The organism is Paenibacillus sp. FSL H7-0714 (assembly GCF_038003765.1).
GTDB lineage: Bacteria > Bacillota > Bacilli > Paenibacillales > Paenibacillaceae > Paenibacillus_AQ.
Genome location: NZ_JBBOPT010000001.1, coordinates 3,910,058 through 3,933,416 on the forward strand (window position 1 = coordinate 3,910,058; position 23,359 = coordinate 3,933,416).

At 43.0% G+C, this 23,359-nt stretch carries 39 protein-coding genes; 4 read left to right on the plus strand and 35 right to left on the minus strand.

The window, feature by feature from the left end; genetic code table 11:
• Positions 1–26: 26 nt before the first annotated feature.
• From NST34_RS17260 to NST34_RS17300, 9 genes are all read right to left on the minus strand, one after another.
• The gene (locus NST34_RS17260) at positions 27–1,031 is read right to left on the minus strand and encodes an HNH endonuclease (RefSeq protein ID WP_341128392.1); all 1,005 of its coding nucleotides are present in this window, start codon (positions 1,029–1,031) and stop codon (positions 27–29) included.
• A 10-nt stretch (positions 1,032–1,041) separates the two neighbouring features.
• Complete coding sequence (locus NST34_RS17265) at positions 1,042–1,371, minus strand: nucleotide pyrophosphohydrolase (RefSeq protein WP_341128393.1); 330 nt, start codon at positions 1,369–1,371, stop codon at positions 1,042–1,044.
• Between the two features lie 101 nt (positions 1,372–1,472).
• On the minus strand, positions 1,473–1,682 hold the full coding sequence (locus NST34_RS17270; RefSeq protein ID WP_341128394.1) for a hypothetical protein: 210 nt from the start codon (positions 1,680–1,682) through the stop codon (positions 1,473–1,475).
• 182 nt (positions 1,683–1,864) lie between these two features.
• Positions 1,865–2,299, minus strand: a complete 435-nt coding sequence (locus NST34_RS17275) for a hypothetical protein (RefSeq protein WP_341128395.1) — start codon at positions 2,297–2,299, stop codon at positions 1,865–1,867.
• A gap of 50 nt (positions 2,300–2,349) precedes the next feature.
• On the minus strand, positions 2,350–3,384 hold the full coding sequence (locus tag NST34_RS17280) for a DNA cytosine methyltransferase (RefSeq protein ID WP_341128396.1): 1,035 nt from the start codon (positions 3,382–3,384) through the stop codon (positions 2,350–2,352).
• On the minus strand, positions 3,381–3,917 hold the full coding sequence (locus tag NST34_RS17285) for a transcriptional regulator (RefSeq protein ID WP_341128397.1): 537 nt from the start codon (positions 3,915–3,917) through the stop codon (positions 3,381–3,383). The genes NST34_RS17280 and NST34_RS17285 overlap by 4 nt, the downstream gene beginning before the upstream one ends.
• Before the next feature lie 58 nt (positions 3,918–3,975).
• On the minus strand, positions 3,976–4,788 hold the full coding sequence (locus NST34_RS17290) for a hypothetical protein (protein WP_341128398.1): 813 nt from the start codon (positions 4,786–4,788) through the stop codon (positions 3,976–3,978).
• 275 nt (positions 4,789–5,063) lie between these two features.
• On the minus strand, positions 5,064–5,810 hold the full coding sequence (locus NST34_RS17295; protein ID WP_341128399.1) for a hypothetical protein: 747 nt from the start codon (positions 5,808–5,810) through the stop codon (positions 5,064–5,066).
• 164 nt (positions 5,811–5,974) lie between these two features.
• A complete protein-coding gene (locus NST34_RS17300) occupies positions 5,975–6,169 on the minus strand; it encodes a hypothetical protein (protein ID WP_341128400.1) in 195 nt (64 codons plus the stop codon).
• Between the two features lie 647 nt (positions 6,170–6,816).
• Here NST34_RS17300 and NST34_RS17305 point away from each other — a divergent pair.
• Positions 6,817–7,461: a hypothetical protein gene (locus NST34_RS17305; protein ID WP_341128401.1), complete on the plus strand. Its 645-nt coding sequence runs from the start codon at positions 6,817–6,819 to the stop codon at positions 7,459–7,461.
• A 61-nt stretch (positions 7,462–7,522) separates the two neighbouring features.
• On the opposite strand, the gene NST34_RS17310 is transcribed toward NST34_RS17305, so the two are convergent.
• From NST34_RS17310 to NST34_RS17315, 3 genes are all read right to left on the minus strand, one after another.
• Entirely contained in the window at positions 7,523–8,014 is a 492-nt protein-coding gene (locus tag NST34_RS17310) for a hypothetical protein (RefSeq protein WP_341128402.1), read from the minus strand.
• Positions 8,015–8,104: 90 nt separating this feature from the next.
• Positions 8,105–8,437: a LexA family protein gene (locus tag NST34_RS32145; RefSeq protein ID WP_445667694.1), complete on the minus strand. Its 333-nt coding sequence runs from the start codon at positions 8,435–8,437 to the stop codon at positions 8,105–8,107.
• Between the two features lie 66 nt (positions 8,438–8,503).
• Positions 8,504–8,698 carry a hypothetical protein gene (locus NST34_RS17315; RefSeq protein WP_341128403.1) on the minus strand — a complete coding sequence of 65 codons (195 nt, stop codon included), beginning with the start codon at positions 8,696–8,698 and terminating at the stop codon, positions 8,504–8,506.
• 335 nt (positions 8,699–9,033) lie between these two features.
• On the opposite strand from NST34_RS17315, the gene NST34_RS17320 reads away from it, so the two are divergent.
• On the plus strand, positions 9,034–9,381 hold the full coding sequence (locus tag NST34_RS17320) for a hypothetical protein (RefSeq protein ID WP_341128404.1): 348 nt from the start codon (positions 9,034–9,036) through the stop codon (positions 9,379–9,381).
• Between the two features lie 231 nt (positions 9,382–9,612).
• Here NST34_RS17320 and NST34_RS17325 read toward each other — a convergent pair whose 3' ends face one another.
• From NST34_RS17325 to NST34_RS17430, 23 genes are all read right to left on the minus strand, one after another.
• Positions 9,613–10,047 (minus strand): DUF5348 domain-containing protein, encoded by a 435-nt coding sequence (locus NST34_RS17325; protein WP_341128405.1) that lies wholly within the window; start codon positions 10,045–10,047, stop codon positions 9,613–9,615.
• 4 nt (positions 10,048–10,051) lie between these two features.
• Complete coding sequence (locus tag NST34_RS17330) at positions 10,052–10,234, minus strand: IDEAL domain-containing protein (RefSeq protein ID WP_341128406.1); 183 nt, start codon at positions 10,232–10,234, stop codon at positions 10,052–10,054.
• A 32-nt stretch (positions 10,235–10,266) separates the two neighbouring features.
• Positions 10,267–11,094, minus strand: a complete 828-nt coding sequence (locus NST34_RS17335; RefSeq protein WP_341128407.1) for a hypothetical protein — start codon at positions 11,092–11,094, stop codon at positions 10,267–10,269.
• Positions 11,095–11,116: 22 nt separating this feature from the next.
• Positions 11,117–11,530, minus strand: coding sequence for a RusA family crossover junction endodeoxyribonuclease (locus tag NST34_RS17340; protein WP_341128408.1), 414 nt, complete (start codon positions 11,528–11,530; stop codon positions 11,117–11,119).
• Positions 11,481–11,678: a hypothetical protein gene (locus NST34_RS17345; protein ID WP_341128409.1), complete on the minus strand. Its 198-nt coding sequence runs from the start codon at positions 11,676–11,678 to the stop codon at positions 11,481–11,483. Before NST34_RS17345 ends, NST34_RS17340 begins: the two co-directional genes overlap by 50 nt.
• Positions 11,650–11,826, minus strand: coding sequence for a hypothetical protein (locus tag NST34_RS17350; protein ID WP_341128410.1), 177 nt, complete (start codon positions 11,824–11,826; stop codon positions 11,650–11,652). Before NST34_RS17350 ends, NST34_RS17345 begins: the two co-directional genes overlap by 29 nt.
• Positions 11,827–11,861: 35 nt before the next feature.
• A complete protein-coding gene (locus NST34_RS32150; protein WP_445667669.1) occupies positions 11,862–12,041 on the minus strand; it encodes a DUF6906 family protein in 180 nt (59 codons plus the stop codon).
• On the minus strand, positions 11,971–12,267 hold the full coding sequence (locus tag NST34_RS17355; protein WP_341128411.1) for a hypothetical protein: 297 nt from the start codon (positions 12,265–12,267) through the stop codon (positions 11,971–11,973). The genes NST34_RS32150 and NST34_RS17355 overlap by 71 nt, the downstream gene beginning before the upstream one ends.
• A gap of 10 nt (positions 12,268–12,277) precedes the next feature.
• Positions 12,278–13,696, minus strand: coding sequence for a replicative DNA helicase (gene dnaB, locus NST34_RS17360; protein WP_341129561.1), 1,419 nt, complete (start codon positions 13,694–13,696; stop codon positions 12,278–12,280).
• Positions 13,689–14,033: a hypothetical protein gene (locus tag NST34_RS17365; protein WP_341128412.1), complete on the minus strand. Its 345-nt coding sequence runs from the start codon at positions 14,031–14,033 to the stop codon at positions 13,689–13,691. The genes dnaB and NST34_RS17365 overlap by 8 nt, the downstream gene beginning before the upstream one ends.
• Positions 14,020–15,000 carry a hypothetical protein gene (locus NST34_RS17370; protein WP_341128413.1) on the minus strand — a complete coding sequence of 327 codons (981 nt, stop codon included), beginning with the start codon at positions 14,998–15,000 and terminating at the stop codon, positions 14,020–14,022. The genes NST34_RS17365 and NST34_RS17370 overlap by 14 nt, the downstream gene beginning before the upstream one ends.
• A 27-nt stretch (positions 15,001–15,027) precedes the next feature.
• Positions 15,028–15,207 carry a hypothetical protein gene (locus NST34_RS17375; protein ID WP_341128414.1) on the minus strand — a complete coding sequence of 60 codons (180 nt, stop codon included), beginning with the start codon at positions 15,205–15,207 and terminating at the stop codon, positions 15,028–15,030.
• Entirely contained in the window at positions 15,204–15,911 is a 708-nt protein-coding gene (locus NST34_RS17380; RefSeq protein WP_341128415.1) for an MBL fold metallo-hydrolase, read from the minus strand. The genes NST34_RS17375 and NST34_RS17380 overlap by 4 nt, the downstream gene beginning before the upstream one ends.
• Entirely contained in the window at positions 15,911–16,855 is a 945-nt protein-coding gene (locus NST34_RS17385) for a recombinase RecT (protein WP_341128416.1), read from the minus strand. Before NST34_RS17385 ends, NST34_RS17380 begins: the two co-directional genes overlap by 1 nt.
• A complete protein-coding gene (locus NST34_RS17390; protein WP_341128417.1) occupies positions 16,856–18,844 on the minus strand; it encodes an AAA family ATPase in 1,989 nt (662 codons plus the stop codon). It lies immediately after the preceding gene.
• On the minus strand, positions 18,841–19,101 hold the full coding sequence (locus NST34_RS17395) for a hypothetical protein (protein WP_341128418.1): 261 nt from the start codon (positions 19,099–19,101) through the stop codon (positions 18,841–18,843). Before NST34_RS17395 ends, NST34_RS17390 begins: the two co-directional genes overlap by 4 nt.
• A gap of 98 nt (positions 19,102–19,199) precedes the next feature.
• Complete coding sequence (locus NST34_RS17400) at positions 19,200–19,436, minus strand: hypothetical protein (protein ID WP_341128419.1); 237 nt, start codon at positions 19,434–19,436, stop codon at positions 19,200–19,202.
• A gap of 201 nt (positions 19,437–19,637) precedes the next feature.
• Positions 19,638–19,889: an AbrB/MazE/SpoVT family DNA-binding domain-containing protein gene (locus NST34_RS17405; RefSeq protein ID WP_149647370.1), complete on the minus strand. Its 252-nt coding sequence runs from the start codon at positions 19,887–19,889 to the stop codon at positions 19,638–19,640.
• A 52-nt stretch (positions 19,890–19,941) separates the two neighbouring features.
• Positions 19,942–20,211: a hypothetical protein gene (locus tag NST34_RS17410; protein ID WP_340970053.1), complete on the minus strand. Its 270-nt coding sequence runs from the start codon at positions 20,209–20,211 to the stop codon at positions 19,942–19,944.
• Between the two features lie 9 nt (positions 20,212–20,220).
• Entirely contained in the window at positions 20,221–20,736 is a 516-nt protein-coding gene (locus tag NST34_RS17415; protein WP_341128420.1) for an XRE family transcriptional regulator, read from the minus strand.
• Between the two features lie 129 nt (positions 20,737–20,865).
• Positions 20,866–21,189 (minus strand): DNA-binding protein, encoded by a 324-nt coding sequence (locus NST34_RS17420; RefSeq protein ID WP_341128421.1) that lies wholly within the window; start codon positions 21,187–21,189, stop codon positions 20,866–20,868.
• Between the two features lie 235 nt (positions 21,190–21,424).
• The gene (locus NST34_RS17425; protein ID WP_341128422.1) at positions 21,425–21,634 is read right to left on the minus strand and encodes a hypothetical protein; all 210 of its coding nucleotides are present in this window, start codon (positions 21,632–21,634) and stop codon (positions 21,425–21,427) included.
• Positions 21,635–21,892, minus strand: a complete 258-nt coding sequence (locus NST34_RS17430) for a helix-turn-helix transcriptional regulator (protein WP_341128423.1) — start codon at positions 21,890–21,892, stop codon at positions 21,635–21,637.
• Between the two features lie 168 nt (positions 21,893–22,060).
• Between NST34_RS17430 and NST34_RS17435 the strand changes: the two genes are divergently transcribed.
• Both NST34_RS17435 and NST34_RS17440 read left to right on the plus strand, forming a co-directional pair.
• Complete coding sequence (locus NST34_RS17435) at positions 22,061–22,420, plus strand: helix-turn-helix domain-containing protein (RefSeq protein ID WP_341128424.1); 360 nt, start codon at positions 22,061–22,063, stop codon at positions 22,418–22,420.
• Positions 22,421–22,500: 80 nt separating this feature from the next.
• Entirely contained in the window at positions 22,501–23,355 is an 855-nt protein-coding gene (locus NST34_RS17440; protein ID WP_076220786.1) for an ImmA/IrrE family metallo-endopeptidase, read from the plus strand.
• Positions 23,356–23,359: the final 4 nt, after the last annotated feature.

A 23,359-nucleotide genomic window follows, 5' to 3' on the forward strand; every position in this document is an offset into this window, starting at 1 on the left:
CATTTAAGAGCTGCTCACAATAGGAATTATTTCATACCATAAAAGTTAATTAAATTTACTAAAGAAAACTCAATACCAAGATTGTGCAGTTGATCTTTACGTTTTTCATAGAATTCTTTTAGCAGCAACTTTTTCTCTTTGGGACGAGAATGATGGATCATACGATGACAATTAGGACATAAAGCAAGAATATTACTTTCAGTATCAAGAGATACATTCTCAAAATCATTTTGAAATTTCATTGGTATTAAATGATGAGCTTCAACATAATTTTCCTTGCTCACACTTGAAATGAAGGTACTATGATTAATGTCGAATTCACACTGAAATAGAGCTTTTTTAATTGCTCTCTGAGCTACTTTAGGATCTCTATCCCATACTTTGACTCCATTTAAAATTCTTTGTTTCTTCTTCTTTTTTGGAACTTCTGGTTTATCTTCAACTTTTCTGAAGTCAGTTTCTAATGAGTTCTGATAGTCCCCATCTTCCAAATCTTCATCGGACATTAAAAAGTTATTATTCAAATCATTAACTAATGCATCAACGTTCGGGTATTTCTTCATACGAATTTGAAATTTTGTTTCTTCAATATTACTGAACCCTTGTGGTATAAAGTTCGTCTTATATCCAAAGAACGATGAGAACATTTCTTTTGAAAAATTAACTGACTTCACTTCTTTAAGAAAGTAAATATACTCCCATGTTCTATCTTCATTATCAGTTCCCCAGATATACTCAGCAACTTCCCTGTTGATTGTTTTGGCTACTACCTTCGCGTAGGACCTAAAACCCTCTTTGACATAAACCAAAACCCCGTCCCCGACCTTAAGATTGCTCCAACGTTTTTTATTTGAAGGACCTGGTACAGCTCCCCACATATGAACATGTTGATCTAAGCCTTGAGTCATCAGCTCATTTTGTACTGCAGGGTCAATTTTCTCAAGAAGAGGGGCAATTAAATATGGTTTAGCAACTGTATCTTCGTAATGCTTTCTAGCATTTTTATCACAGGCAGTAAAGTAATAAAGCATTGAAATCTCCCTATAGTTCAGTGTATTTTTTATTAGATCCGAATGCTTTATGAACAGGATACTTATCAGCATTCTTCTTTAATTTATTAAGCAATACCTGGCTTGGATCAATTCCAAGATCGTGACACATTAGCAAGGCGTAGTACATTACGTCTGCCAACTCATCTTGAATCTCGTCTCTTTTCTGATCAACGGCCTCTTCACTACTTTTCCATTGAAACAGTTCAAGAAGTTCGCTTGCCTCTAGATTCAATGAAATAGCAAGATCTTTGGGATTATGGAACTGACTCCAATTCCTTTCGTCTCTAAACGCGACGATTTTATCGATTAACTCATCCAATATTATTCACCTCGTCTCATGTTTCGACAAAAAGGAAAGCATTACCTTTAAATTTTACAAACAATAATAACAGAGAATAGTTTCAATAGAATTACTATAGATCACAATTCATCTTTCTGTAGCTCAATATCTATCTCAATCAGCTTCTTCAGGTCATCCACTGTCTTAACCTCAATTCGGCCGTCCTGGAAGTCCTTGACCCACTTAGCAATACCAGCCTTAACGATCTTACGGTACTGCGCCTTGCTTTCCAGGATACCAGCCATAACTTCAAGTTCGTGCTGCAATAAAATTTCATCTTGTGTTCCCATTTACGTACCCCCCGACTTTCCGTTATGATGGAATGCGAGACAGCGGATGTCTGAGAATGCCACGCGTGGCGCGCCGCTGTCTCAGCCGGGGGATACCCTGGGTGATGGGGAGGACGTTAGCGCGTCCTCCTTTTAATTTGAGCAAAAGAAAAACCGCCCAATGATTAGGCGGTCACCTTAAATTATCGCATTCCTTTACTTTCATACACACTTATAAACTTAATAGGAGTATCATCATCCCACTTTTCCGTATTTATACGTATTCCATTATACCCAGGAAACTCAATACTACAATCCATATCCTCTTCATCAACTTCATAAATCACTACGTCTTTTAATTCAGATAGAACAGTTCCTATACCAATTAAATTTTGAAATTTTCCTTTATAATCACTAAACACAGTAATTTGAACCAGATTCTTTGTTTCGAAATCAAAGAAGAATTTTATACAATCTCCTTCAATTATATGAGCCCTTCCTTCGTGAACACCAAATTCCACATGATACTCAAAAGATACTTTGTTCAATACTTCTTCCATGCTACACCCAATTTTGAAATCACCAACACTCAGACCAGGTATTATATCACCATATAGATAAGAGCTCATTGCATCCATCCCTTTATAATAATCCTTGTTACAATTACAACATAATAGAATATGTGTGTTTATTCAACTAGCCACTGCATATGGATCTGTTCTGCGATCCTCTTCATCATCAACGGCGGGACGCTCATGCCGCATACATACTGCACATTAGCATCCATAAATTCATAGTCCGAAGGAAACGTCTGCATACGAATAGCATCCATATCGCTGATGTGTCGCGGCTTATCCGTCCGGAGAAACACAGATGAACTGGCTAGAGTGTTCGCTACCTTCTGATCTTTAAGCAGGATCGTGTTGAAGTTGCTCATTTTCCCTTCTTCTCGTTCAGTCACATCGCCCATATTCAAATCTGGTGGACGTCGTTTGTGCCAGCGGGTATATGTCTTGCTGTCTGGATTTATCAGAGATCCATCTCCACTACGAATATCTCCATATAGTATAGGCGGCTCGTTGAAATCCAATTGGAGCAATGGAAATTCTTGATCCTCCCGAGAAGCGATAAAGAAAAGACGTTCCCTTTTTTGAGGAACGCCCATAGTAGCCGAGTTTAGTAGAAAGAGTTGTGGATTATACCCAAGCTCTCGAAATCGAGACAAAACCAGACTAACGAACCCACGAGCCTTACCAACCATCATTCCCCGAACGTTCTCAGCGACAATTACTCGAGGTCGAAGTTTCTCTGCAACGTCCAAGAAATCGAAGAAAAGATCATCCAGTCGCTGCACTGCCTGTCCCTCGCGGAATGCATGCTCCCCACCCCACTTGTCCTCTCGATCTCCTGCCATGGAAAACACGCTACAAGGCGGCGAACCATCCAAGATATCTAGGTCAAACAACTCAGGTGGAAGCTCTGAATTAGGCAGCGCCTTAAAATCCTGAATAGGCATGAGAAAGGGATACTTCGGTTTATGATTCTGCCGATAAATTCGCATCATCTGTGGGTCGATCTCTACATTGCCCAGCACCGTGTATCCTGCAAGCTTATAGCCCATCGTGGATCCGCCGCCACAGGAGAAACAAGAGAATACCGTTCTCCCATTCTTCGGGACGTTGGAAAGATCTGATAGTCGCCAATCCCATGCTGGACGACTCATGATGCGTCCTCTTTATCAAAGACGAATCCGCAACGAGGACATTTACAGTCAAAGCGTGACTCATCGAATTCACTCACATCTAACTCACGGTTTTGAAAGTCTCCTAGCTGATCAGCAGCCGGCTCAGTGAAATCAGCAATTAACCTCTCGGCTTCTCCTACATCAAATCCGGACAGCGCCAGATCTGATCCGCTTTCCTGCAGTTCACTCAACAGTTGCGCCAAGGCTTCATCATCCCAACGTCCGGACACCTTATTTAGCGCCAGATTCAACAACCGCTCCCGCTCTGGGTCAAGGTTAACGACCGATACGGCTAGCTCCGTACAACCTTTCTCATTGATCAACACCTTGTAACGCTGATGGCCACCGACCATATTGCCGGTCTGCTCATTCCATACAATCGGATCCACATAGCCGAATTCGTCCAGACTGCGGCGAAGCTTCTCGTACTCCGGATCTCCGGGCTGAAGATCGACGCGGGGGTTATAGATAGCTGCATTGAGCTGGTCAATTTGAATCATTCTTATCTCCATAATAATCCTCCTAAAATTATTAAAAGTCACTCTTTGTGAGTGACTTCTATATACATTCTTATTTATGTCTTATATGTAGTTCTTCAAGAGATTTTCTTGCAGCAGATCTCTTTTTCAACTCTTCTTGTTCTTTGATTTTTTCATCAAGAATAAGCTCTATAGCTATTTTCACAGCGGGGAATGCTTCTCTACACTCCTCTTCGCTTAAATCATGTATGCCCTTGCTAAGTATTGGATATATCACTCGATTTTCGAGCACAAATGTTGGTAGGTATGCCCCTAACAAAGATATTCTTTTATCCATACTTAATTTAGAATATTTTAATTCGTCCCATTCTACGTTTTGGACAGCTTGTTCGTGCGCTTCTTCTATTAGGTTTTCAAATATACGTCTTAAATACACAATTGAACCTATTCCAATACCATGAGCAAATAAACCAATAGCTTTATTGAATTCGTGGTGCTTACTCTTGCCTAAAACATTCAAATATTTTTTCGTATCTGAATTGCAGAGGTCTGCCATTGAAGGGTACTGTCCTACTTTAGTCAGTTCTAAGTAGTGAATAGAGGGTTTATATATCGTGAAATAATAACTTATAATATGTTTTTCATTTCGAGTACAATTTAATGTTAGACTTTTACATATAAAATCCCCTGTATCAATAGTACTTATAAAAGGAATATAAGTAACGCCTTTGCCAGAAACCATTAACTTTTTTATAAAAACGCTCTCCTTTTCACACATAGGACAAAAACAATCGTAAGTATATCCTCCCTCAAATAATCGGTTTAATTTCCAATGACTACTTGGATCATACCGTTTTTTATCGTAAATACCACTATTAAGAATTTCTTCATGGGCTTCACTCATATAACATCTTCCTTTAGTTTTAAATTTATGTTATAGGAGTGAATTCTATCTTATGTGTAATTTTTCCTTCTTACTTATCAATGATTGCAAATTAACCATTTGAGTTAAGTTGGTTTTTCATCAATGGGTAGGTAGAAACTCAGCGAGAGACGAAGAATACCTGCCCTCCCTGCTCTTTTCTGCGCGTCAACACACAAACGCACGTTCTTGTATATAAACCCTAAGAACGGCTCACAGTAGGTCGTTTGCAGGCATGAAAAAAGCACCCGAAGGTGCTATTCGGCCGGAATTTTCATCAATTGTGTTAACTCGAAAAATTTAATGAAGTTCTCTCCAAACTGAGTTAACTTTTTATCTATAATTAATTTTCCCGTTTTTGGGATGATCGGGTTATTATTTGGATCATTAAGTTGTTTAAACATGATCTCGACAGCTCTTTGAATTTCATTGGAGGCATCTAGGAGTCCTAGTTTCGCTAAATGATTTTCAATATATGTGCTGTATCCTTGATTCTCACGATGTTTTGCTCTTCCTTCTTTATCATCTCTGTCAAAGAGTTGAAGATCAATACTCGGTCTAAAATTAATTAAATATTCTCGACTGAATTCTAACAGTTTTTTTATTTCATCAACTCTCATTTCCCTTAAGACATCAAAATATGCTAACATCTTGCTTTCTTCTCTAACTTCATTTTTGTAAGTGTATTCAAGCCCATTAATGATAAGATCTATCTTTTCCTCTTCATGTTCTTCAAAAAGTTCATCTAATATAACCGGAAATGCCTTTTTCCGTATAAACTCATCTAAGAGTTTATTATCCTGTTCGATCATCAAATATGAAAGACTAGACAGTCGTCCTTCAACTCTCTTTAACCTTAATTGAAGCCTTTGCGTTTTAAACGCACTATAAACTTTTCCGATGTAAGGTAAAGCGTCAGCCGATCCCTCAATAAGAGAGAATACTGGTGATTCAGGATTTATGCCTAATAATTCAGTTATTCCTCTTATTTTTTCTGTTCCCATATTTCAACCCTCCCGTATCATATTTCGACATTGAGATTTTTTTTCCTTCTGGCACTCTACTCTGGTACAAAACTGTGCTGTTCCTTCCCAGCTACCCCACATGCAGCCTTTACACTTAGCCGGCTGCTACGGCGGATCTTTATGTTGAATTCGTTTCTTCGCCATTAGAAATCCACCTTCTTTCCAGGAATATACCAGGCTTCGTTACTGCCCTTAAACAACATCGGACTATTACAACTGGTACAGAATATCTCTTCGTTTTCATCCAAAGCCAATTGAGGGACGTAAAAATACTTACTGCAGCAGAAAACAATCACTCCAGACGTCAGCTTATTCTGATTATTGAGCTTCATATTCACGACCGTCTCAGCTCCTTTTTGATAATAAAAAAGCCGCCCAATAATGAGCGACTTCGGAATATGTATGTAGTTACGCCGTGCATTGAGCAGGACCAGATAAGTGGCGTCCGCTCTGCATCCGCAGCAAATGCGCTACGCTCTTTGCTTAAAATCTTTACGGACTTAGTTACAAAGGAGAACAAGACCATTTTACTGCCCCCATAAAATGAGAGTCAAAAAGACTTAACCCGATTTCCGACCATTCCTGGTGTAAGGACTCTCGAATCCTTAAAATCTCTAACTCTTTCATATCCGCCCACTATTTGATGGATTATACTGTAAAAAACGAATCAGAGGAGGTCTTATGTTTAGAGAAACTTTAAAAAAAGCATTGATACGAATAATGATTGTCCTTTCAATTGGATTCATAGGAGGACTAATCGTAGATCACTATTCAAAATAGAAAAGCGAGGGGAAGTACGCCCCGGTTAGCGCCATAGATGCAGCAGTGCGTGTCACTCTCGCCTGATTTCCACAATCTCATAGTAGCATGGAAACTGTTTCATATGTTGTTCAACTTAAGGTCACCTTATGCTCATGTTACAGTCATTTTTTGAAAATTATTAAACACGATCACTCACATTTAATAGCTGAAAGGAAAGTGCTTAATGGAACATCAAATTAATGTGGATTTTATTTCCTTCTATACAAGCTTCTTTAATGACAGGGATATAGCAATGAAATTGTTAAACCGTTGCTATGATCTAACTGAATCAAATATTTATCCTAGAAGAATTGTTAATCAATTGGCGCGGTCAATTCTCTTTTCAGATTATTGTTATTTACATAAGTCAGGTAATAGAAGTTTTCAAGTATTTATGTGGATGTCCCTTATTGAATCCTATGAGTACATTCTTCACCCTGATATTGATTCAGAAAAGGTTGACAAATTAACAGTCATCTTGAATTTTTTTAGATTTAACTTAAATGATGAAGATCGCATTCTGCTTACCAAAAATCTAAAAAGATCGATAATTGATGATAAATTTTATGAGAAACGTTCAGAATTGCCGATTGATACTATATCGAGAATTTTATATTCAATAAGAAATGAATTCACACACGGTTTAGAATTCCATACTTCATTATTCAGTGATTCCAATGAAGAGAAATTTCTAGAATCAATCAGAATGAAAGAGTTTAGAAAGGACGAAAAATCTAAGAGAGACTTTGAGTTTTCAATTACTCATGAACAACTGAGGAATATTATAATAAGAGCATCAATAAACAAGATCGAGAGCCTATTAACATAGATAAAGATAAGATCCCCTTAGAAATCTCAAAGGGGATCTTAAAAATAATATTTTCGATTTGTTAAAATTCAGCGTCATCCTTCTCAAAGAATCCCATTAGCTTTAATGTATTGGAGATACTCCTGATACCCTCATCGAGTTTACGCCGAATAGTACTGTCACTGAGACCGTAGCGGAAGAATAATATTGTCTCCTTAAAAGAATGTCCCTCAATATATCTATGTTGAATCGCATCACGTGCCTCCCTGTCCTGGATCAGACCAGTTGCCCGCCGAATAACCCCGGTATAAAGCTGGTACTGCTCGTACACCCAAAGTTGCTTTTCTATCAGAATGACGGCATTAGCTGACTTGTCAGCGTGCAGTTCATCCTGATCAATCCGACGTGCAACTTCTCCGTCTATACCCACTTGTTGCATATCTTTCGTGAATTTTTCGTAATCATTCATCAACAGTGACATACTTTTAAATTTACATAGGAGAAACTTTGTCCGTTGGATCTCTGTCTCACTCGCTGTTGGAAAAAGCTCATCCTGCCCCCAAACCATAGCCATCCCCTACTCCCCTTTATGCTATAATGTCGAGAGGAATAGTTTAACAGAAGGCCCCCCCGCCCCGACCAAGGATATGGGGGTCTTTACATATTATCGATTTTCAAAGCCCTTAAGCTTTTTCCGCAGCTCCGCATTCTCCTGCAGTAACCGTGTGTTTTCTTTATGCAAAGCTTTATATGATTCGAGTGAAATTCTGCCTTCTTCCCCCACTACCCGCAACGTCCGCACTTCATGATCAGCCTTCACTAAGTAACCTTTGTCTACTAATTGCTTTACTAATGAATGCGCCGTAGAGCGTGACTTTATCTTCAGAAGATCCGCTACCTCAGTAACTGAAGGTGCATAGCCTTTCAGATCAATGAATCCCTTTATAAGTTCAAGTGTCTCTTTCTGCCGATTCGTTAATGGCCTACTAGCTATGATTGCACCTCCTCCACCGTTTCAAATCGATCTATCATGCTGCTTCTCTCTCCTTATAAAAATTCCCGACTAAAGAATTCTATTTTCCATAAACCATTTACGACCTTCATCAGTGTTCAAGAATGCTTCAGCCCTTTTAGACTGGTCAAGCCTAGGCGGATACTTCCGTAGAAGTGTTGTGCTTAGGAGCCAAAAAGGGACACTGCTTTCTTGTTCGGCTAGATGTTTCCGGTTCATTCCGGCCACATAGATGATTTGCTTCACCGCGTCCTCCCCTTTCCAACTCTTTGCCTCGCAGCTGCAGCAGTCCACCTATCGGACATTCACGGTTGCAGTATCCATCATCCGCGAAAATGTACTGCCAAACTCTCTCATGAGTTCCACGTGATTTCGTAAACTATCTGCGCCCGGTGCATATCCTCTCACCCCTTAATAGATTGGTATTGTGGTGTTTCTTCGTACTGTGCATCATCTACGGAACCCTTTTTTTCAAAGAAAATAAAGTATTAAACTGTCGAGAACATGAAGCTAACGGGCAGGATATTGAGAACCCCTGGGCGAAATAGAAACAGATTCCTATAACAAAGGAGCAGTTTAATTTGGATACGACTGAATTAAGAAAATTCATAGATGAGAAGCAACCCTTTGAGAAAGCAAGAGAGGGTTTTTGGAATTGGATAAATACTTGGAAAGAAGAGGACCCTGAAGATTACTTTGAAGCTTTCAGAAATGAAGATATCTCTTCTATAGAGCTAACAAATCAACGTATTGCATTGGTCATTAATTGTAGATTTGATACACCAATTGAATTCTTACAAACGACATTAAACGTGTACTTTAAAGAAAGCCTGATTGCCGAGTACCACTACATTCAGGATTTTAGTGGGAAGGCAATTGATGATGTTCTTAGTTTTGAGAAATATTCTATATTAACGATGGAAGATTGATCTAACGGGATACATTAGTTCAACAAACCAACAGTAGTCTTTGATATTATTTTTTAGTTTAAGACATCTGTTGGTTTTTATATTGTAACCCTCAAAACGAGCCCTTTTGGAATTTGCTGGTGAGCAGTTTGCGTCGACGGCGTAGCAACTCAGCTTCGGCCTCCTGCCAGTGAACCGGATGCGTCTCTATAGTTTCTTCAAAGTCGCACCGCGCCAGTTTGGGGCTGTTTCTTAATCCCAGAGAGGGAGCTTCTTAACTCGAACTTTCAATCCTTCCATGGAACAATCTGGGGTGCTAACGATGTAATAATCATTGCCATTGTGCTCCACATGGGAGTACACCCAGCGACTCTCTCCTGCGGAATCTTCGAACAAGTATTCAATAGAAGCACCGGACGTGTAATAAGCATGTTTTCCGGCTGCATACCTACCATCTTTCCCTTTGTGAAGAATACCTTCTTCAATCACAGGTGCCGTCACTTGGCGTATATACCGCCTAACCTCGTCCAATTTACTGCTAATCTGATAAAACATCCCCCGAAGATACATCTCTTGTGGATCTCCCTCGTTGTAACCCCCCTCATTTTCAGCTTCATTGATCATATTTGTAACCCACTTAATCCGAGGTTCAAGCTTCTCTAGCTCTACCTGTATTAGGTTTTTCATTTCTTCACTCCCCCTTCCTTAATCTTTTTAACTCCGTCGAATACCGATAAAAGTTCTCTCCATCTCGCTCATCTAGTGCTTGGTCCATCAGTGTCCGTAACTGCGCAATCCGATGTTTCCGCACTGCCGTTTCCCACATAACTTCGATATATTTATCAATTGCGAGTGCATAAACCGCAAAGATCAAAGCGACACCTCCCTAGGTAAGAGAAAAGCAGCTTACGCTGCTCCTCCGCCACCCTTCATTTTCGTTGCTGCCAGTTTGCGATATGCCGTCCATCTGGTTGATAGTTGCCCACTAGTCATGCCATTTTCATTAGCGATTTCGCGCCAAGTTTTATCTTCATTGATACGTTTCTCCAGAAGAACAGGGAACGGGATTGGCTGTCCATCATATTCGACTTCAGGAAAGATTGGGCGTTCAGCAAGGATAAAAGCGTCCAGTTCTTCCTTACTTGTCTCATCTGTAGCAGCCCCACCAAGATTAGAGCTTTCACCTTTCAAGACTTGTTCTCCTGATTCATCAGGATCACCCTCGTTATCTTGGCCGTCAGTTCCAGCTCCATCATTCAGCCAATTCGGTTCGAGTTCTGAGCCCTCTGAATGCTCATCAGGACCGCCATCATTAATATCTTCTTCTGATGATTGAACGCCATTAGTGTCTTCTTCCGCATCCGGCTCAACAATCTCAATTTCATCATTCTTCTGCTCGCCGCTCGATTCACCCTCCTGCTTTTCGAAGAGGTCACTTTGATCGGGATCTTCTTCACCAAGCTTCTCTGTGCTCATCACGATGCCGGAAGCATCAGTTGTGACACGACGGCCAGTGACTTCCCGGTATATATCTCCGTCCTCTTCATCGAAATCAAAAGCAGCCTGCGGATCTCCCATGAAGACATTGATCTTTTCCCCCTGATTGCTGCTGAGAAACAGGAAGTTCTCCTGCATGACTCTCAGCGGAAGTAGCAGTTTAATTTCAACCTCTGTGTCACCAACCTTGATCCCCTTTGCTACCGTCGCACTAAATTTCGCATAATCCTTTATCATATCGATCTTCCCCTCAAGTTTTTTATTGGAGTTCCTTGATCTTCACTTCTATACGCGGTCTAGCACTGTACCGCTTACGGACAAAAGCGTCCACTACCTGGCTATCATCCTTCCAGATGATGCCCTTCAGCGCATCCTTAACACCCTTCAGATAGTTGTCCGCATCAGGCTTAGTCACTGGGAGAATATCACCGCGCTCTGCAGCTGCTGCTTTTTTCTGACTAAAGCTCTTGGGTGTGGAACGATAGGCTGTAACCGCAATTCCCAACGGACCATCCAGCAGTGCTGCTGGCGCATGCTCACTGGCAGCCAAACGGACGTAATCTTTATAATCCCGAGATTTGGCGGGATCATAGGCTCTCGGAAATCCACCGGCAGTGCTAAATTTAGGCCGGCCCTGGGCGACCGGTTCTCCGTAAACCGTAAACTGAATCATTACGTTTTCCTCCTCGATGCTTAGCCGGAATCATCGCTGTATCAAGCACATACACCATACCTGCCATCGCTCCAGTCTCATCCACAACCATGAAGTAATTTTGCTGCTGGAAGAACGGATCAATTGGCTTGCGCTTCTTTACAACCATTAAGATCGACTCCCCTCAATCGTACACCAATCGCGAGTTCAAACTCTGCAATACCCTCGTCCACTTCCGCCGGATCCATGTCTGAAAACTCAGCTAGCAGAACCGTGCGTCCCTGAGCAACTCCGGTATCTATATAATGACGACGCATCTGGTTATACACGTGCCAATAATTCCGCCCGCTCATCAGGCACCCTTGCGGATCGTCCGCTTCTTCGTCTTCCCTTCGACACTGATCTTAGGGATCAATACCAGTTCCGCAAGCGTCTCCCGCTCAACCAACCAATTTTCCGGATTAAGCCGACTGGCCCGGATCGTTTCCTTCTGCCGTCGCGTCGGCCGTTTTCCCTGCTTCATCTTCTCCATCCCCCTTATTCAGTTGCTTCCACTCTTCAGGCCACACATACTGACCGTCAATCATCTGTACGACGATAGAATCTCCGCCATCTGTCACCCGTACTTCGCGAAATATTCCAGTCTTACCATGGAGCTGCGTATAGCGATAAACTTCCTCCGGAGTGTTCAGTGTCACCGAAGGTGTATGCCAGCCGCCCGGTTCTTGGAAGCAAAACCCGTAAAATTGTTCTTCCATATTGGCTCCTTTACTGCGCCCATTTGCGCTTTTCAATGTTCTTCGCATTCCCTGCCGGCGTTTTTCCCTCATGCACATATTCGTAATTAGCAAATTTATTGAAATTCTTCATGAAGACAAGTTCGACGGTCCCCACCGGGCCGTTACGCTGCTTGGCAATAATGATTTCAATGATGTTCTTTTTCTCAGTTTCTTTGTCGTAATAATCGTCGCGATAAAGGAACGCTACAATGTCTGCATCCTGTTCAATTGCTCCCGATTCGCGAAGGTCACTCATCATTGGACGCTTGTCCTGTCGCTGCTCAACACCTCGGCTGAGTTGGGATAAGGCGATAACTGGCACTTCAAGTTCCCGGGCTATTTGCTTCAAGGTTCGGCTAATCTGTGATACCTCTTCCTGCCGGTTCGCACCGCTGCGCCCTCTACCCTGGATAAGCTGCAGATAATCGATCACGATCATTCCCAGCTTGCCTTCTTTCTTCAACCGCCGGCACTTGGCACGAATCTCATTCACCGTTATACCAGGGGTATCGTCAATTTGAATATCTGCCTCCGACAATAGCCCAACGGCCATCGCCATACGTTCCCAATCATCACCTTCAAACTTCCCTGTTCGCATACGACTAGCATCGATCTGGGCTTCAGCACAGATCATTCTTTGTACAAGCTGCGCGGCACTCATCTCCAAACTGAAGATAGCGACGGTCTCCTTCGCTCGTACTCCGACATTTTGAGCAATGTTCAGTGCAAAAGCCGTTTTACCAACCGATGGCCGTGCCGCTACGATAATTAAGTCGTTTTTCTGGAATCCGGCAGTCATCTTATCAAGATCAGTAAACCCAGACTCAATTCCTGTGATTCCGCGGTTTATATCACGGACGTTGTACCGCTGCTCTGCCTCTTCCCAGACCTGCATCAATGCATCTTTGATCCCAATAAACTCACGTACTGGAACCGTCTGGTCTGAGAGTTTAGATACAGCAGTCTCAGCCATTGCAACGAACCCTTTAACATCCTGTTCCTCCCCAGCATTGCGAAGCAGATCTAGGGCTGTATCAATTGCTTGACGACGAAGGAACATCTCCTGAACTCGCTCAACATAGTAGGCTGCGTTCGCAGTTGTCGGCACTGCATGAGCCAACTTCGACAGGTAACTAACCCCACCAACCTTGTCGATTTCCTCGCTGTCCTGCAGCTGTGAGGTCAGGCTGATCAAATCAATGGGCTGTTCCTCATTGCTGAGTCGACGCATCGCCCTGTATATCCGTGCATGTCCTTCGTCACTAAATTCTCCACCTTGCAAAATATCTGCCGAGGCTTCATAAGCCGACTGATCTATCAAAGCCGCACCTAGTACCGCTTGCTCGGCTTGGAGATCAACCGGCATTTCAATTCCCGCTGCCGCTAAAAAAACCTCACGATCAAGCATTCGTTTCACCTCGAAGTTTCCGCTTTACTGTTTCCCAATAACCTTCAGGTGGCGGTTTATGGCTAGACGCCCATTCATCAAGATTGGCGAAATGTTCTGCAGCAGCTTCCTTACTGCGCTGGCTTTCTTGCAAATCGCCTAACCGACCACGAATATTCGCAATCTTTGGCTCTACCGTTTCAGTCAGAATATAGCGATCAATATTCTCTTGGGCTGTTTCCGCCGGAAAATCTTTGAGATATTTATAATCTGCTTTTACCTTTTCGACGGAAGCATCAAAAAACGGGAAATGCTTCTTAATCTCTCGATAAAGCTGAGCAACTTCAACCACTTCCACGCTTCTTCTCCTCCTCGATGAACTGTTCTAAATCTTCAATTTCCTGTTGACGTTGGCTTTTTCGACGCTCTCTTGAGGGTCCCAGGGCGACTGTTCCCTGCTGTGAAGATGCAGGGGGAGTTAGGTACCGCTCAAGATATGAGGACAATTCATCCCAGCAGCCATAAATAACGGTTTTGCAATACGAGAACGTCCGAATCTTGTCCGAAGGTCTCCTCCGTTTAGCTTTCTTCCGGGCAATTGCCAGATCGATGAAAAAGTATACGAGATCCAGCGGCATGGCCTCGTTCGCAATCTCACGAACATGTTCCCAATCGGCAGTAACGGAACTGAGTAGCCCATTACGTTGCATGTAATACTGTTCGATATTAAGGACACGCTGTTCGACTGTCGGTTTATCAAGATCTATTTGGCCTGTGGAGACGGCACCCACAGCGGCGGTCAGCACCCCGGATCTTGAACTCAACTCTTTTTGATCATCTTCTTCCAAACCATTAATCCATCTATCAATCAAAATCTTTATAATATCTTTATTAGATCGGAAGTTTTCTTCCGGGTGATCGGAAGTTTTCTTCCTATCTCCATCCTCCAGATCGGAAGTTTTTTTCCTATCTCCATCCTCAGAGTGGAAGTTTACTTCCGGTCTATTTTGATACTTTTTTGAGTTCCGAACACTGAAAATAAGTCCATATGGAGCGCGGGTCACTCGTATGTAACCATGCTCCTCTAATCTTTTAATCCAATCGCGGATTGTTCTTCCGGTCACTCCGAAAGTTTCCTCCAACTCACTGCTGCGGATCGGCTTGTTCCCGAGGACAATACCCCAGACAGTTCCCTCTCTTTCCTTCTCCGATGTCGTGGAGCTGATACACCACAGGAAAAGCCATATCGCGCTGCCTATTTGTTTGTAATGTTGTGGCTGCAAAAGCCCTGAGTATGTCGGAAACGGGTAACTGCCTTCGGGCATTCAATCATCCCCTATAAATCATTCATATCAATCTCTATCATTCTGGAGGTAAACGATCGGGTATTTCACCCGCTTCACCGTCCAGCCTGGGTAAGCTCGAGCGAAGTATTCTCGAGTTTCCCGTTTAAACTCCTCTTGATCTACCTTCATCAGCTTCCAGATCCGCTCCCCCATCATGCTCTGCATCATAGGTTTATCGTTGATCATCGATCTGCCACACTAACAAGAGCTCCGGTAGTCTCCTGAATCTCTCTCTTAAAGCGTTCTGCGTCACTATTACCATCAGATAAGTGCAGAAGCCAAATCTCCTCAATATTCCGGGTATCATTGGCTTTCAAGAATTCTTTCACATTCTCCAATCCGAAGTGAGAACGAAGCAGTCGTTTCTTTTGAGCAGGATGCAATTGACCCGCAGCCACCCGCTTGTTAACGATATCTAAGGAATAATTGCACTCCACCATGATGTGAGTAAGGTCTTTGAAGCGATGCCGGCAATAGTAGGTATCAGTCAGGAAGACTAGTTTATCTCCCTCTGTATTGGCTAGCAGGAAGCCTAGCGGCTCTTCCACATCATGCTGAATATCAAACGGTAGAATTGTCCAAGTACCAATCGTGAACTGTTCCAACGCCTTTATGACCTTCAGGCGATGTCCTGTTAACCCTCTAGCAATTGCCGTGCCTGCGCTGGTGTAAATGTTAATGCCTGTCCGCATAATGTCAGGAGCAGCCTTGCTATGATCTAGGTGCTCGTGTGTAATGAGGCAACCGGCAATGTCCGACATTCTAAAATTAAGCGCCCGTTGTATCGACTTATAAGGAAAACCGGCTTCCAGCAGAAGCACGGTATGCCCGTCAGATAAGCGATAGGCGTTACCAGCGCTGCTAGAGCCGAGACATTGGATGTCAATCATCAGAACTGCATCTCTTGTTCAAGAGGAGGGACATCGTTAGCAAAATTGTTAGGATCATTACCAGCTTGAGCCTTACTTCCAGTCAATTGTCGTTTGGTCTCAGTAGTTTTTGACTTTTCTGCGGTTGGAGCTTCAGTAGCCTTTTTATCAGCTGCTGCTTCCGGTGTGATATCAATAATCTCTCCGTTCGCATGTTCTGCAATCTCTGCTTCCACCTCAGCTTCAGCAATCATTTCATCCTGTGCCTTGAAATGTTTCATGATCAAGCTACTATCATCGGAGGTGTTCATATAAGCCTTGCATGCTCGATTAATGACAGTACGCTTTGCCATCTCACCAGGGAATTCATTATGCGTGCTGTTCTCCTTGTCGGGTCCTTGCTTCGACTTCTTCCATGATTGACGAATCTCACTCATGGTCATAATCTCGGTGTACTCATTACCGTCTTCCCAATAGATCGTGCAGTATGCTCCAATAATCATGCTATCATCGATGTTTTTAAACGCTGATTTATGCTTAGTGATTTTCTTACGACTGCGAACAATTTCGAATTCAAATTCATCATCCTGGTAGATGATCTGAGCATCGATGTCAGAAGCTCCTGTAACATTTTTTGTGACTGCCATCGTCCCAAAGTAACTCCGCTGGAATGTGAGCTTTGTACCGTACACGATGAAGTAACCTTGTTTCTTAGCCGGATTCAAACCCTGAACAACCATATCCAGCAATGAGTTCGCTATACTATCCTTCGTGCATGTCTCAAGAGCGGGCTTATAATTCTTATCTTGAACAGTTTGAAGGAGCAGCCATGCGGATTTCATAGCATTCTCTGGACTATAGTTTGCGGGGAAGTGAATTTCCCCGCGTTCCTGAAATTGACGTACCTTTTCAGCGACCACATCAACTGTGTCTCGCTTTACTAAAGCAAGTTGTGCTGTACTCAATTAAATCGCCTCCTGTATAGCTGCGGTCTCAATGCGCAGCCGCTTATCTGCTTCACTTACTACCAGTCGGATCACCTGAGCATCTGTGTCGATCAGCTTGGTCACTGCCTCGGCATTATCTACGAAGATCGGAGCCGAGAATCCGTAATGCTCACCTAGCGTATTGATGATGTCCAAACCGACATTGATACGAGCCGCATTGTTGAGTCCACCATCATAAGGAACACCTTTATAGAGCGTGTCGCAGACTTCTTTAATGCCACCATTGATCTGATCTTCAAACAACCTGAACCGGGCAAGCTTGAATTTGCTGTTGATCTTGGCATCCAGCATGCTGACCTTGGTCTTAGTGAATTCCTCGCAGAGGAACATTTCATGCTGCAGGCGTTCGTACTCTGCTGCAAGTTCCCGCTCCTGTTTCTCTAGCTCCACCACCCGCATTTGCGCCCGGCGGACACCATCGAAGCTAGCGAGATCACGCTCCATTTCTTCGATCTCAGCACGTTGCCGGCGAATTTCGGAACGGGTTGTTGCAGCAGCATCTTCACCTGAAGTTCTCAATACTTCAATCTGCTGTTTAACTTGAGTAGCTTCAGCCTGCTTGCTCGCATATTCCGGATCTGAGGCAGGATCTTTGACACCTGCTCGAAGAACAGTTAGCTGATCATCAGCGGACGCGACCTCTGCCTGCAGGGTTTTCAGGGTACTGGTTAAATCTTCGATTTCTTCCCGCAGCCGAATGATTTCCTGTTCGAATTTCTGAGTTTCTGCCACTGCTGTTTTACCGGAATTATTGATACGCTCCTTACGCTCCGCTAGCCGACGATTAAATTCAGCCTCTGCTTTGTCGTGAGCCGCCTTAATTTGATCTTCTGGGAGTGACTGACCGCAGGCTGGGCAATTGGCATCATGACCTTCAGGATGTTCGAAGGTAAGACTCCTCAGCTCAGCAAATTCTGTTCTCAAGCGATCTGCTTCTTGCCGACGATCAGCAACTAAGCGCTCATTCTGTTTGATACGTTGCTCCTTGTCTTCTACTGTGCGACGGTACTTATCCAGCTCGTTATGCATCCGGTTTACTTCATCACGTTTAAGAGCCAACTTATCCAGCACATTGGACTGCATACGACTCTTAATATCGATCAGCTCGCCTTCAATTTCACGAAGCCGCTTCTCCTGAACTGCCACTTCCCCGCCAGAAAGGATGCGGGACAATTCTGCCTCGCTGGATTCAACCCGGCGGCGAAGCATTGCGATATCTTCCTTGAGGAGCTCTTCATCCAGCTCCGCAACATCCGGCATTTGGCGCTGCACTTCACTGATCCGCACCGGCAGTTCCTTGATCTCCTTGTTAATCACAGCGCATCGGGAAGAAATAACCTTTTTATGTGACTCAAGGTCGCGATCTCCCAGGATACCTGGTAATGAAGCAAGTTCCTTGTTACCGTGAATGACCTCGGCGTCCGTAAGATCACCGCATACCTCCAGTAACGTCTTTCGGCGCTCTTCTTTCTTTAGCTGTTCATTGAAGTAAGAAGGTGAAGTCAATAGTTTGAATAAATCCTCTTTGATGATGGAATCAACTTCAGTGGTGTACTCTCCTTTTTTCACAGGAACACCATCAATGAAGTAATTCGTTTCATGTCCTTCGAACGCATCCGTCGCGGAACCACGTTTCTTAGTCCACTTTTCAGTAAATACTCGGCGGAAAGTACGACGGCGGCCATCGATCAAGAAAACTCCCTCCACCTCGTGCTCCAACTTGTGCTGAAGAACCTTTCCCACTCCATCCAAACCTTTAATCTCGAAGTCAGCCTTGTTCTGGCTGTCCTTACCGAACAAGAGCCAGACAAAGCCGTCGAACATAGTGGTCTTCCCAGTAGCATTGTCACCATAGACATCAGCATCCCCGCCTTTAGCGGCGAGGACAAGTTCTTTAATACCTTTGAAATTACGGAGCGTTAGGCGCTCCAAAACGATACGTTTCAAGCGATTTCCTCCTCGATGGCTGCAATGCATTCATCATGTAAGATCATTTGTTGATCAGGTGTTTCTGGATAGCGGATACCATCCAAATAAGTCCGGATTTTGTATTCCAGCTCAGCCAATTGCTCATTGCTAAAATGATGCTGAATGGATTCCCCGCCTTGCTGGATATTTAGAACCGGAGGATTAAAGTAGGTCTCCGCATCGATGATGAAGTCAACGATTCCCTCATGTAAGAGAAATGTGTGCGTTCCACGCATGGATGAACTCCCCCTCTTGTGTAGTGCGCCCCCAGCATGATATAGTGGGGGCAAGAAAATTTGATTTTCAATGAACTGAGATAGCCCATGCCAGTGGGCTATTTTTCGTTGTCGTGTTCAGCAATTTCCTTGTAATCCACGATTACAGGAGCGTTCTCGACACTGGCTATCATGTGGCCATCTTCGTCCAGAACGACATACTCAGAATGAACATGGTCCTCATACTCAGAACCAACCTGCTTAATCTCAATTACTTCACTGCTATCAATCTCGGTTCCAACTTCAAATACTCGTGTAGGATTACTAACCACTGTTAACTTTTGAATGATTTGCATAAGCTGCCTCCTTTCTATGTATTTGCAAGGTGGGCGAGGGAGTAACTGCACCAATAAAGACGGCCTATTCAGCTCCATTGATCTATGTGATCCGCCACCACCTTGGATGCGTCAGCCGCATCTTGGAATCCCGGACGGAGGAAAGGTTATTTTTAAGGTCCGACATTCCAAGACAGGGGCCGAAGCCCGTGCCTGTCCTTCTTAAATCTTTGCTGCTGCTGCCATTTGCTGAATAACTGAGCGGCTGTACAGTTTCCCTTCAAAAGGAACCAAATCTTCCTGGCTACCAGTGATCGCACAGCCGGGTGCATACTTTCGGAAGATGATCTTGTCGTCGTCAACAAAGATCTCTACAGGGTCTTTGATCTCCAAATTCATAGTGCGACGTAATTCAATAGGGATAACGATCCGTCCAAGCTCGTCCAATTTACGTACAATTCCAGTTGATTTCATATTATTAGCCTCCGTAAGATGATTTTTAAGAGTTTATTAATGCATTTGAATCTCAAAGGGTAACCTTGTGCTTTTCACGCTTCGGGTTTAGAATGGACATCAAGAGATTCTCTAACCGAGATTTCAAACCAAGTGACTGCCCTGCCAGGCGGTCATTTTTCATTTCTACTTCAGCGATGCGGATCATATTTTTCAGATAGTCTTCAGCATCCTCAATCCTTCCTGGTAGCATCACATCCGGATTCTTCCGGATCATCTGTAGGTTATGAGCTGCATGCTGACCCGCTTCTCTTGCCTCAGCGACCAATTGTTCTCTTTCCAAAGCGCACCCTCATTTCAAATATTTTTTAACCTTTAGCTCAGCTCGATGCTCCTTCCAAGTTCCCAACCAACTAAAGGAATACTCTTTACATAGCACTGCAACCAGATGAGTCAGGGCCGTGATAGCTTCCACCGTTTCCATAAGCAGTCGTTTTATTTGATGTCGCTCTGCATCCGTTATTTGTTCATTAGTTTTGCTGATTGGTGCTTGTCCCGATGCCACAAGTACTTCCTTCATCTCCTCGACGGTTTTTATTAGGACGCTTGCTCTATGCAGATCCACATTATCCAGCCAAGGTGAGAAGGCTCCCCCAGAAACATCTGCTACTGCTGCCAAGAAAAGCTGTCCATCATCGTAGTGCTCAACCGCTGCCTTCATGACTGGCCTAGAAGCTTTACGCGTTCCTTTAACGATTTTCCCGATTTGAGAAGCATCGACATTAGCTACTTTTCCAGCAATATGCCGGTTATCACCGGTACGTTTCAAGACGTCTTGTAGTGCGGTTCCAAATTGTCCGATTGCCAACTAGATTTCAACTCCTTTGTCCGTTTTATGGGATGCTATCGGACAGAGGCCTGATGTATGATGTTGTTAAGCGATTCCCCTTACCGCAATCCCTGCCCGCCGCTGCCGATAAAGCTCGGCGGGTTTTCTTTATCCGATTGCTTGTCTGCGTTTAGCTTTGAAATCTTCACCAGTGTTATTATCGATCCACTCGGTGTGTTCATCGATCCACCGAAGTAACAAAGCTGTCGGTATCCGTGGATTACCAAACTCACGATTCACTGGAAAGTCTGGACGTCTCATAACCTCAGTGGCTGTTGGTCTGCTAATGTCCAGAAGTTCCATGAACTGCTTAATACTAAGCACTGGTGGTAGTGAAGTCGGGACTTGTACGGCGTAAGCTTCGATTGCCTTAGACACTACTTTTTCAAGTAACCGTTCTAAGTCATCGCTGTCTATGACTACAATGGACATTAAGATCACATCCTTCACTGATTTAGTTTCCTCTTTCTGCTAAAATGAGATGGTCCAAATCTTGCAGAAAGGAGGGCTACTATGAAATTAGGACTTTCTTATGAAGATTTAGAACAAATGGGATTTGTCGAATACCAGGGTTCTACACTTGATGTTTTTGATGAAATGGATAATGATATAGAATTATCCAAGTTTGATACCAAAACTAAATGGAACGAGTCATCTCATGAAGCAATTATTCGGGCTGTTGCAAAGATGATTGAAGGTAACAACGCTGCTCTTTTAAAGCAATTAAAAGCTGCTGGCGTTTCGCTGGATCTTTAACTTTTTGTTCGATTCGTCTTTGGCGAATCTCGATCAATTGCAATTCTTCTTCAAAGCTGGCCGTCGTTGCAGCGGCGGCCAGCTCTTCCCGCACGATCTCACGAATTCGTTCTTCATCCATTTAGATCACCTCCTTGGCTGCAGACGGTTCCATCGTTACCGAATCGGTAACTTTATCTTCAAAAAAAAGCTGTTCAAGTGGAACATGAAATGTATCAGCTACTTTTGCGAGAGCTTCGGCTGAGAACTTCCCTCGACCTACCTCCAAATAATAGTATCCATTGAGACTTTCATATCCCAAAATGCTAGCCATTTCTTCTAAAGATAGGCCGATACATTTACGTAGACTTTTAATTTTTTCGAGATCTACACGTTTCACTCTATCACCTCCGAATTACCGTTTCGGTAACTTGTGATTTGATCATACATTACCATTTCGGTAATGTCAACGATATTTTTACCATATTGGCAATTTTGTTTATTTACCAATATGGTAATGGTAAAATAATTGAAAAATGTTTTTTTATTTTAGAGAGAAGGAGTCAACATGAAAACTCTCGGTGATCGAATAAAGTATCTAAGAGAAAAAAAGAACATCAAACAAAAGGAATTAGCAACGAAATGCGGATTAACAATTGTTCAATTATCTCGATATGAAACAAACGACAGAAAGCCTGATCCTGAAACACTTCGGAGATTGATTGATGTCTTAGAAACCAATGGGGACTATCTTCTTGGTCTAACTAACGATCCATCACCTTTAGAGAAAAGAGAATCTAATTTATCATTCTATGGTGGGCCAAATGACTGGACAGAAGAGGAATTTAAAGCGGCTGATGATTTTATAAAGGAAATCAGAGAGGCACGACAAAGAGCTTTAGATAAAGCAAATAAAGAGCAGAAATAAAGAGGTTTTACACATAGCCAGCAATGGCTTTTCTTTTACATACAAAATAGAACATATGTACGCTAATTGGAGGATTTAACATGAACTTATCCAAATACTTCAAAACTCCGTTGGAACAAACTATTGAAAATCACTACCTCTCCAGGGCTATATTGGTGCCAAACGATTTGACTATAGAACGAATTTCTGAAGCCTTTAATGTTGAGGTGCATTTCAAAAGCGTTAAATCGTTTTCTGATAATGAATTATGTGTAATTGTTATCAACCAACAGGATGAACGTGATGTACAGCATAAAACATTCTTCCACGAGCTTGGACACGTGCTCCGCCATGTTGGGGATCAGCGTCAGATTTCGGAGCTTTTCCAGCAAATGCAAGAAGCTGATGCCGAACGATTCAGTCTTTACGCAGCCATCCCCTTTTTCATGCTTGAAAAATTGCAGCTCCCTGCTTTCGAAGAAGAAGCGGCAGGTATAGTTGCAACCGTATTTCAGGTTCCTCCAGAATTCGCACTGTTGCGTCTGAAACAGATTCGCGAGCGTATTGCTAGCGCTGAATTCATGACGGCTTTTACATATACTGCTGTGGCCAAGGAAAACACTTTACCATACACGACAACTCCTGAGCCAATCATACGAGGTGTTTACGGGCTTGACGATTTATCTAGACCCCACACGCTTATCATTGAACAACGTGGAGGTTTTAAGTGGGATCAGCCACTCTACATCGAGGTTAATGGAACCTTTAAAAGCGTGGATGTCCATCCAAACTCTAATCGGAATAGCGCTGTTGTTCGTTCAAGTGATCTTTTAATCCCTCCGAGCCGTTCTGGATACGTAATGATCGACATGGAGCGAATTGCTTCTCGACATGGACAAAACGCAAACAAATTGTTTCTAACCATAGAAGCTTTAGAAGATGCTATTAATTTTTAATTTA